The sequence below is a fragment of the Coprobacter tertius genome, assembly GCF_024330105.1.
In the GTDB taxonomy this organism is placed as follows: Bacteria; Bacteroidota; Bacteroidia; order Bacteroidales; family Coprobacteraceae; genus Coprobacter; species Coprobacter tertius.
This window is the reverse complement of sequence record NZ_JANDHW010000020.1, coordinates 16,861-27,578: the sequence shown is the minus strand read 5'-3', so window position 1 is coordinate 27,578 and position 10,718 is coordinate 16,861. Positions and strand designations below refer to the sequence as shown.

Below are 10,718 nucleotides of genomic sequence, written 5' to 3'. Positions count from 1 at the left end.
TATTATCACTGATTTACAAAATGTATTTTTTTTGTCTCTGTTGAGAAAAATAAGTCCGATATTACAAAAATATCATATCAATTTGAACCGCAATCGTAATCTACCATCGCTAAAATTATAGCTAATAATCGAAAAACGACCGATCTCTTTAGTATTACCAACATGCTTCCCGACACAGGCGCAAGTGTCATAATCTCCTATTTTCACAATTCGCAATGTTTCTCCGGCAGCCGACGGCAATTTACTCAAATCGACTTCTTTCGGAACATTCGCCCGGTCTACAAAAAAGGAAGTAACCGGCAGATGCTGTTCGATAACCGCATTCACCGAGTCTTCGATTTCTTTTATTTTTCCTTCGAAAGGTTCTTCTTCGATACAATAATCACATTTACTTTTTTTACGTTCGATATGGCTATTTTTTGAACGTTCACAGCCGAACATACGTATCATTGTCTGATTCAAGATATGCTCTACAGTATGCATCGGAGGATATTCCTCTTTGTTATGATCATTTAATACAGGTTCTTGTTCCATTATTTTCTATTTAATAAATATCGATATAAAATTAATATTTAGACAATTAGCCCACAATTACCAAAATTTTTTCTGACATATGACTATATAAATACTATCTTGCTTCAAATATTTTTCTCAGAAATCTCTCCTTATGCATAAAAACATTTCGGACAACATAAGATCAACACCATCAGAAAATACTTCCTCTTCATAATACTATAGCCACAATAATTAAAACGTACAGAAATTTAAAAAACACTTTTTAGCAGTCCTATACCCACTCCCCCAATTGGTTCCAACTAATTCATTTCCAAAAAACGGAAGCTTAATATTCTAAAATTGTGAATATATGTATTATATTTGCAAAAACAAAAAGGGTTTTATAAATTTTACACTTATCAACCTAAGATTACATTAAAAAACAAAAGGATATGAAACACCATTTCGGATTCATCAAAAAAATAAGTTTATTTCTGGTCGTCTCGTGTGCACTTTTTCCAACATTAAATGCACAAAAAGCCGACAAAATACTCGAGCTGCTTCAAGAAGGAAAAATAACAAAAGCCGTTGAAAAAAGAAATCAGGTTTATACTAAAGATAAAGACCTTATTCTGATCGATATTTGCGACTGTATTCTATTCAATTCTCCCCAATACAAGGCATACAATCCTGTTATGGCCTACGAAAAAATCAATGAGATAATAAACAGCGGTAATATTATAAATACACAAGGGACGAAAATAAGTACTCAAGATCAACAGAAAATCACGAAATTCCTTAAAAAACACGGTAGCTCACTCGATAAGATAAAAGGAGAAATTGAAAATAATCTTTTAGCTGATGCAAAAAAGACAAATACAGAAGAAGGATATGCCAAAATACTGACTTTATGCAATAATTGCTCTTTCCGACAAGAGGCCATGATGCTAAAAGAAAATGCCGCCTATAATGAAACGATGGAAAAGGGGACTATCGACGCCTATAATTATTTCCTGGCAAATTATCCCGAGTCGGACAAAGTAGAAGAAATAACACAGATTGTCGATAAAATCATTTTCTCGAAACTTAGCAATACAATCGAATCATATAGTGCATTCATACAACAATATCCTCATTCTACCCTTGTACCCGAAGCTCAAAAAAGGATTTATGCTCTTGCTTACGACCAAGCAACAGCGCAAAATACACTCGAAGGCTATACAAGTCTTATTCAACGTTATCCCGAGCATCCTATGAAAACCGAGATACAGGCCAAAATCGAGGAAATGTCTTATCAAGATTTACTGCAAAACTGTACTCTAAAAAAATACGATACGTTTATTGCAGCTTTCCCACAATCGGAATATCGTGCGAAGGCGGAAAATCTCCTTAGACGCATCGACAAATCCCGTTGGAATATCCAAGCCGACGGTTTAAAAGGATATGTAAAAAGCGTAAATGAAATTACCTTGAGCGAGGGATCAAGAAAATCACTCCCCGAAACATCTACAATGACTCAATATAACGAATTAGGGCAAACGACCCTCGTGCAAACGACCAGCGGAAAAGAAATAAAAGCAACGCAATTACTTTATCGAGCAGACTTCTCCCTTAATTCGGCAGTCACTCCGACTGGGAATGAAAAATATTTTTATATCGACGGTACCAACCGGCTTTCTAAAATAACATTTGTAAACAATCGTAAAAAAGAAAGTACATTACAAACATTTACTTATAAGAACGACTTACCGTCACAACAAACAGTTTTTGTATCGGGTGTTAAATATATCACGCTTTACACCTTCGAGAACGATACACTCGTTTCGACTAAGAAATACAAGGCTACAACTCCTAAAAACACGACAATCGATACATTCGATAAAACCGGAAAACTCACGAACCGGTCCGAAAATATCGGTAAAACTGTATCGAATACCCAATACAAATACAACGATAAAGGAGACCTGATAAAAACAATCAATGTAAAAGCGGCAAAAGAAACCGTCACTACCTATGAGTATATCTATGACGAAAGCGGAAACTGGGTTAAACAATCCTGTTTTATCAATGGAAACCTTTCCACAGTAAAACAACGTTCAATCGAATATTATAAATAAAAACAACAAATACAGATTAAACTGAAACGGCCTTTGATAACCGATTTTGTTGTCAAAGGCCATTTCTATTACAATCGCTCACTCATATATTTTAATAATTCCCCGGGATAATCAACAACATGACAAGCCCCGTTTTCGAGAAGTTCACCTTTCGATCGAAATCCCCAAGTCACTCCTACCGATTCAACTCCTGCATTTTTAGCCGTTTGCATATCGACACCTGAATCTCCGGTATAAAGAGTTTCATCTCGAGATATCCCCGCAACCCCGAGTATCTCTTCTATAATAACCGGATCGGGTTTTACCGGTACCCCTTCACGTTGTCCCAACACAGCAATAAAAGGAATATCACCAAAATAATAATCGATTAACTTCTCTGTTCCCTGCTGATATTTATTAGAAGCCACCGCCAGTTTCACATCTTGATCTGCAAGCGAACGCAGTAAATCGGGTATTCCATCGTAAGGAACCGTATGGCAGGTATTATTAACCGTATAATGTTCAAGAAAATACATTCTCATACGAGCGATATTCTGCTCATTTCGTTCATTTTCCGGAAGTGCTCTTTCAAATAACTTCGCAATTCCGTTACCAACGAAATATTTATACTGCGACACCTTGTGCTCTGGAAATCCACAACAAGATAAAGCAAAATTCGTACTCACAGCTAAATCATCGATCGTATTCAATAACGTACCATCGAGATCGAAAATAACCAGTTTTTTCATCACATAATTTTTTGAAAAACAACAATACGAAAGTCAGCAAAAATGGAGGTCAAAAAATAAGGTCTCCTTTTCCTTGCCGTAGAATTTCGGGCTCTACGCCACTACAATCGACAACCGTCGATGGTTCCAACCCACCATAACCGCCATCGATAACTACATCTACATCATTATGATAATGTTCAGCCATCAACTCCGGGTCGGTAGAATACTCAATAAGATCATCCTCATCCCGTACCGATGTCGTCAATACCGGATTTCCCAATACCCTTACAATCTCTCGTATAATCGTATTTTCCGGTACACGTATTCCTACGGTTTTTCGATTTTTATATATTTTAGGCAGATTTGAATGAGTAGGCAAAATAAAAGTAAATGGGCCGGGCAGATTTTTTTTCATTAGCTTAAAATATGCATTACTTACCTTTACATACTGGCTCAGGTTACTCAGATCATAACAAATAATAGATAAATTCACCTTTTGCGGATTAATATCTTTCAATCTGCAAATTTTTTCTACCGCCCTTACGTTCAACGCATCGCAGCCAATAGCATACACCGTATCGGTAGGATATATAATCAAACCACCCTCTTTCAAGATATCTACAACCCTATCCACCTCACGAGGATTCGGATTTTCAGGATAAATTTTTACTAACGTTGCCATACCCACCTGTTTTTTATACAAATATAAGAATTAATTGATTCGAAAAACAGATATACGAGGAGTACCGTTTTTAAATACGAGCCAATAAAGAAACAGATACTTATAAAAGTATCGAGCTATGGATTATATTTACAAATATGCCCGAAAATTTATAAGATTCCCGGGCACACGCATTCATAATTATTTTTTATAAAGAAAATTTCCAACCTATCCCGATTTCAAAAACACTATTTTTCCAATCGGCATATTTATAAACTTTTGTCAAACCGGCATTATATCGAAATCCTGCTGTCAGGCCCGACTCGAACTCATAACCTAAACCAACACCAATAGCTAACTCAACATGTTTACTTCCAGTAAGATCAACCGTTATTCCTTCTGATTTTACTCGCGGATTTACCAGAAAATTAAGCTCAGGCCCCAATTCTATATTCAACCCTTTAAAAAGGTAGGCCTTTACCATCATCGGCACTTTGAAGTAATTATACTTTATCGTCGTTCCACTACCTTTTGCACCCTGCATACTGAATAGTAACTCAGGTTGTAAAGCAACATAATCGTTAAAACGAAGATTTGCAAAAGCGCCTAAACCGATACCGACACGAGCATTCCCGTCTGACGAAGTCAAATTAGCGATATTCATATTAAACTTAGGTCCGAATCCCACTTTCATCTGAGCAAAAGTAACAGAACCTAAAAACAGCATAACGGATAAAACAATCAATTTTCTCATACTTTCATATTTTAAAATTTCGCATTGCACCTTGTATAAAAGAGGTGTTTTTATGCAAATATCTGTTTACAATAAAACAAATGTAACAAATATTTTAAGAATACGATCCGTTTTCAGGACGGAAATCTTTCGACTCCCGACCATATATATCCTTTTTTCTTAAGGTTTTTATTAAGCGTGAATTTATTTTACAACCGAGACCTATTTCCTATAAATTCCATTTCATATCCGAACTATCAATAAAAACAAAGGTGCTGTAATTATACTTAAACCTTCTCTATTAAAAAATTAAAGGCACGAATTATTACATATATTTACACATAGACTAAGATTTTCATACAAAAACAAAAAAATGTTTTATCACTGAAAAGTGATAGAATTATCGCTATTTTTCATCACGATCTTCATCACTTTCGGTGATTTCTTTCAAAGAAAAAGGTAACAAAGAAACAAAAGGAAATTTACGATATAAGCAATCTTGAATCCCACAGTGCTTACAATATTTTTCATTACAGGAGTCGGAATGTATAGATACCTGCACTTTCTCAGAATAACCTGCCAGAATAATCTCTTTCAGTTTTTCGGCGGCCTCATGTCCTTGTTTAATAGTATAATACCAAGGGAGTGTGAGATCACAATCGATATAATAATAACTCCCGTATTGTATCATTTTGAGATTATGTATATCTATCCAATACACCTGGCGATTACGAGAAATTACTTCAACCAACCCTTTAAGCAGTTCGCTATCGGCTCTATCGAGCAAATTAGCAATTGTCTTTCTTAATATCGAAATACCTGTTATTACGATAATACCTCCGAAAATGAGAGCTAAAGCGCTATCGATCCAAGCAATACGGGTAAAATAAAGAATAAGCAAACCCGCTACCAAACCGATAGTAGAGTAAGTATCGGATTGTAAATGCCTGCCTCCGGCAACTAACGCCATCGAACGGTATTTTTTACCTGTATATATACTATATGCTCCCATCAGGTAATTTATAAGCCCGGAAACAGCAACAATGATAATCCCAATATCGAGCTTCTCGATCACCGAAGGGATAAAAAGACGTTTTATCCCTTCAAATATAATCGATCCACCTGCAATAATAATAAGTATTCCCTCAAATGATGCCGAAACGAACTCTACCTTCCCATGCCCAAAAGGATGATCTTCATCTTTCGGCTTAGCAGCGATATGCAAACTATATAAACTTATAAAACCAGCAGCTACGTTAACGATACTTTCCATAGCATCAGTAAGGATACCTACCGAATTGGTAATAGCAAAAGCAACGAATTTACACACAAGCAACAAAACCGATCCCATTACGATCCAGCGCTGTACTTTTTGCTTTAGTATATCTTCATTCACTTGTGTCATAATATTCTACATAATGAGTTCACCCGGTAAGTCCCTTTCGGGTTTTACCGGGTGAATATATTTTTTACCGATTGTTTTCCGTCAGAGTAATTTTTCTATTTTTGCCTTTAAATCAGCTTTAGAAGACGCGCCTACCTGTTTATCGGCCAACTCTCCATTCTTAAAAAACAAAATCGTAGGGATACTGCGTACTCCGTATTCACTACTGAGTTCATCGTTTTCATCTACATTATATTTGCCGATAACTGCCTTACCTTCGAACTCGGTTGCCAACTCTTCGACGGCAGGCCCTATACTCCGGCAGGGACCGCACCATTCTGCCCACAAATCAACAATCACCAGTTTTCCGGTAGCGATTTCTTCTTTGACATTAGCGTCAGTAAAATGTAAAGCCATAATTCTATAAATTAGTTTTAATAAAAGACTGTTTTTTTAGACTTGAACAAAAGTACAAAAAAAACAATATCCTACATTAATATGTTTAAGAATTTGCACAATATCTTTATTCACAATATACCAGCTTAACTTCATGCATTAATTTTGAACGAGAGCTCCTCACTCGAATTAAGAAAATTTATCAGTTCTTTTGTCACACTGATATTCGTATTACGAGCAAAGAGTTTCACCCGGTAATTACTCTCGGGATCTACCAGTTCGAAAAACAATTTCGTCTGCGACTCTTTATGTGCTGGCAACAAATCATATAATGTATCGATATTTCCTTTATGTAAAGAACCCAGAGGTATCGAAATAGTAATATTCTCCAATAACTGATCTTTTACATCAGGTAACTGAGTAATAGAAGAAATACGGAGATCATATTCGCTTTCATTGAACTTGCGAGGCTGATATTGTCCTCGTATAAGAAGATACATACCGTTAAATCCGAATTTTCGGTAATCGACAAAATCATTTCCGAACAAAGGTATTTCGGCTGTACCCGAATAATCTTCTATTTTAAGGATACCGAAAGGCTTACCTCGCTTAGTCATTCCTTCTCTAAATCCGGTAACAATACCCCCCATAACAATCTCACGCCCGATAAGAGCAGAACGGTCTGCTAACTCAACCATGCGTGTATTACAACCATACTCTAAAGCGATTGCATAATCGTCGAGAGGATGAGCCGAAAGATAAATGCCCACCAATTCCCGTTCTTTATCGAGACGTTCGAGATCAGACCATTTTTCGGCCGGTAAAATTTCCGGCTTTGAAATTTCAATAGTATTGCTACCCCCAAACAGAGAATTAGTCTGCATCTGTTTATCGACCTGATATTTATTCCCGTATCTTACCAGCGTCTCGAGAAAACTCTCACCTTTACTATTTTGCACAAAATACTGCTCTCGCTGTAACTCGGGAAAACTATCGAAGCCCCCCGCCAATGCCAAACTTTCGATATTTTTCTTATTACATGCGTTCAGGTTTACCCGCTGTACAAAATTAAAAATACCCGTAAATGGACCATTCGCATTTCGCTCATCCATAATAGCCTTGACAGCTGATTCACCTACACCTTTTACAGCGCCCAGACCAAACCGGATATTACCTTCTTTATTAGCGGTAAACTTCAGATTACTTTCATTTACATCCGGGCCGAGTACCTGTATACCCATGGCTTTACATTCATCCATGAGTTTAGTAATTTCAGTAATGTTCGAAATATTCCGACTCATTACCGCAGCCATATATTCCGAAGGATAATTCGCTTTCAGATAAGCTGTCTGATAAGCTACCCACGAATAACAGGTAGCATGCGATTTGTTGAAAGCATAAGAAGCAAATTTTTCCCAGTCGGCCCATATTTTTTCGAGAGTTTCGGCCTTATGACCATTCTTTTTACCCCCGTCGATAAATTTCGGTTTTAAAGCATCCAGTTTATCTTTTAGTTTTTTACCCATCGCTTTACGCAAAGCATCCGATTCACCACGGGTAAAATCGGCCAGCAATCGCGAGAGTAACATCACCTGTTCCTGATACACGGTAATACCATACGTATCCTTCAGGTATTTTTCCATAACCGGAATATCATATTCGATAGGCTCACGACCATGTTTCCGGTCGATGAACTGAGGAATATAATCCATAGGGCCCGGACGATATAAAGCATTCATAGCGATAAGATCCTCGAAGGTAGTAGGTTGTAACTCCCGCAAATATTTTTGCATACCGGCCGATTCGAACTGGAACGTACCTATCGTCCGCCCCTCGCTATATAGCTTATAAGTAGCTTCGTCATTAATCGATATTTTATCGATATCGATATCGATCCCCCTGCTCAATTTTATATTCGCAACCGCTTCTTTTATAATCGAAAGGGTCTTTAACCCGAGAAAGTCCATTTTAATAAGTCCGGTGTCTTCGATAACAGAACCTTCATACTGGGTAACCAGCATTTTTTCTCCTGTTTCCTTGTCGTCGGCCGTACTTACCGGAACCCAATCGGTAATATCATCACGACAAATGATTGTTCCACAGGCATGTACACCAGTACCCCGCACATTCCCTTCGAGCATCTGCGCATATTTCATTGTCTCGTTTATCAGAATATTATCCGATTCACAAGCCTGACGCAATTCGGGAACAGCTTCGATACAATTCTTAAGATTTATCTTGGGTGACTTTCCGTTTTTCTCAGGTAAACGGTCGGGGATGAGTTTGGTCAAACGGTCCGATTCAGACAAAGGTAATTTCTCCACTCTGGCCACATCTTTTATAGCCAGTTTGGTCGCCATTGTACCATAAGTAATAATGTGAGCGACTTTCTCATAACCATATTTTTCGGTTACCCAACGTAACACTTCACCTCTACCGTCGTCATCGAAATCGATATCGATATCAGGGAGAGATATACGATCGGGGTTCAAAAAACGCTCGAACAGTAAATCATACTGTATAGGATCTATTTTCGTGATTCCCAAACAATAGGCCACAGCAGATCCAGCTGCCGATCCACGACCAGGCCCTACCGAAACTCCCATACGACGAGCAGCCGCAATAAAATCCTGCACAATAAGAAAGTAACCCGGAAATCCCATTGTCTTCATAATATGAAGCTCAAAAATCATTCGTTCCTCTACCTCAGCCGGTAAGGGATCTCCATATAACTCTTTCGCTCCATCGAAAGCCAGCTTTTTAAGGTAATCGGCCTCGAGCTTGATACGATACAATTTATCGTATCCTCCCAGAGTATCTATTTTTTTATGTGCATCTTCTTCACTAAGTACCACTTTTCCGTTCTCATCTCTGGTAAACTCGTCGAACAGGTCTTTTTCAGAATATTTCTGCCGATATTCGTCCTCGGTACCAAATTCTTCAGGGATAGCGAAAGTCGGCATAATAGGAGGATGATCGATAGAATAGAACTCTACTTTATCACATATTTCTTGCGTATTAATCAAAGCCTCGGGCACATCTCCAAAAAGATCATTCATTTCGGCCGTAGTTTTCAACCACTCTTGTTTTGAATAAAGCATACGGTTAGGATCATCGAGATCTTTTCCTGTACTCAAACAAATAAGACGGTCATGTGCTTCGGCATTCTCCTCATCCACAAAATGAACGTCATTGGTACAAATGACCTTAATATTATATTTTTTAGCGAACTCAAGTATTTTTTCATTAGCCGTCACCTGCAAAGGATAAGCCTCGTGATTGGCCCGAGGAACAGTTGCCTTATGACGCTGGAGCTCGAGATAATAATCATCGCCGAATACCCTCTTATGCCATTGCACCGCTTCTTCAGCTTCGTCGAGCAACCCTTTATTTATTTTTTTAGGGACCTCGCCTCCTAAACAAGCAGAAGATACGATAAGTCCTTCATGATATTTCTCAAGTTCGACCCGATCGGTACGAGGACGCATATAAAAACCTTCCGTCCAAGCTTTCGACACCAGCTTGATCAAGTTGTGATATCCTTTTTCATTCTTTGCCAGTACGACCAGATGATATCCGCTTTGGTCAGGCTTTCCATTTTTATCCTGTAACCGTTGGCGTGCAACATACATTTCACAACCGATAATCGGCTTAAACAGTTTTTTTTCTGCTTCTTCGATACGTTTTCTGCAATCGGCGATCTCAACCTCCCGATTTTCACTCTCTACAGTACCTTTTTCGAGTCCCGATAATCGTTTTTTCAGCTCTTTTATTTCGCTTTTTATCCCACTGTTCTTTTTATTCACATAATTATAAAACTCTTTTATTCCGAACATATTCCCATGGTCGGTAATGGCGATGCCGGGCATTCCGTCGTGCATGGCTTTATCTACCAAAGCCTGAATACTGGCTTGGCCATCGAGAATAGAGTATTGTGAATGGACGTGCAGATGTATAAAAGGATGCATGTTCTTTTGTGTTTTATCTTGTTCGAGGTGTAAAGTTACAAAGCAAATCGCAGCCAGAAAAAAAGAATCTGCAAAATTTTATGGTTTCCGAAACTTTAACATCCGACCAATTCTTCTTAATCTGCAAAAAAGCGGTTTTACTGTTTTCGAATTTATCCACATACACTCATTCCTATATATCGAATAATATCTCTTAAATCTATTTTGTCACAGTAAAGAAAAAACGACATTCTCTTTTCCCAAAGAAAATGCCG

At 37.8% G+C, this 10,718-nt stretch carries 8 protein-coding genes; 1 reads left to right on the top strand and 7 read right to left on the bottom strand.

Translation table 11 applies throughout. The features are described 5' to 3' along the window. Positions 1-72 precede the first annotated feature (72 nt). A complete protein-coding gene (locus tag NMU02_RS13275; RefSeq protein ID WP_255028446.1) occupies positions 73-534 on the bottom strand; it encodes an alanyl-tRNA editing protein in 462 nt (153 codons plus the stop codon). 413 nt (positions 535-947) lie between these two features. Between NMU02_RS13275 and NMU02_RS13270 the strand changes: the two genes are divergently transcribed. Then, on the top strand, positions 948-2,612 hold the full coding sequence (locus tag NMU02_RS13270; protein WP_255028445.1) for a tetratricopeptide repeat protein: 1,665 nt from the start codon (positions 948-950) through the stop codon (positions 2,610-2,612). 68 nt (positions 2,613-2,680) lie between these two features. On the opposite strand, the gene NMU02_RS13265 is transcribed toward NMU02_RS13270, so the two are convergent. The 6 genes from NMU02_RS13265 to dnaE all read right to left on the bottom strand — a co-directional run bounded on the left by NMU02_RS13265 (position 2,681) and on the right by dnaE (position 10,464). Then, entirely contained in the window at positions 2,681-3,340 is a 660-nt protein-coding gene (locus tag NMU02_RS13265) for an HAD family hydrolase (RefSeq protein ID WP_255028444.1), read from the bottom strand. 49 nt (positions 3,341-3,389) lie between these two features. Further along, the gene (locus tag NMU02_RS13260) at positions 3,390-4,004 is read right to left on the bottom strand and encodes an L-threonylcarbamoyladenylate synthase (RefSeq protein WP_255028443.1); all 615 of its coding nucleotides are present in this window, start codon (positions 4,002-4,004) and stop codon (positions 3,390-3,392) included. A 187-nt stretch (positions 4,005-4,191) separates the two neighbouring features. Next, positions 4,192-4,737 carry a porin family protein gene (locus NMU02_RS13255; RefSeq protein ID WP_255028442.1) on the bottom strand — a complete coding sequence of 182 codons (546 nt, stop codon included), beginning with the start codon at positions 4,735-4,737 and terminating at the stop codon, positions 4,192-4,194. 385 nt (positions 4,738-5,122) lie between these two features. Further along, positions 5,123-6,121: a cation diffusion facilitator family transporter gene (locus tag NMU02_RS13250; RefSeq protein ID WP_255028441.1), complete on the bottom strand. Its 999-nt coding sequence runs from the start codon at positions 6,119-6,121 to the stop codon at positions 5,123-5,125. Between the two features lie 81 nt (positions 6,122-6,202). Continuing rightward, the gene (trxA, locus tag NMU02_RS13245) at positions 6,203-6,517 is read right to left on the bottom strand and encodes a thioredoxin (RefSeq protein WP_255028440.1); all 315 of its coding nucleotides are present in this window, start codon (positions 6,515-6,517) and stop codon (positions 6,203-6,205) included. A 131-nt stretch (positions 6,518-6,648) separates the two neighbouring features. Further along, positions 6,649-10,464, bottom strand: coding sequence for a DNA polymerase III subunit alpha (gene dnaE / locus NMU02_RS13240; RefSeq protein ID WP_255028439.1), 3,816 nt, complete (start codon positions 10,462-10,464; stop codon positions 6,649-6,651). Between the last annotated feature and the right edge of the window lie 254 nt (positions 10,465-10,718).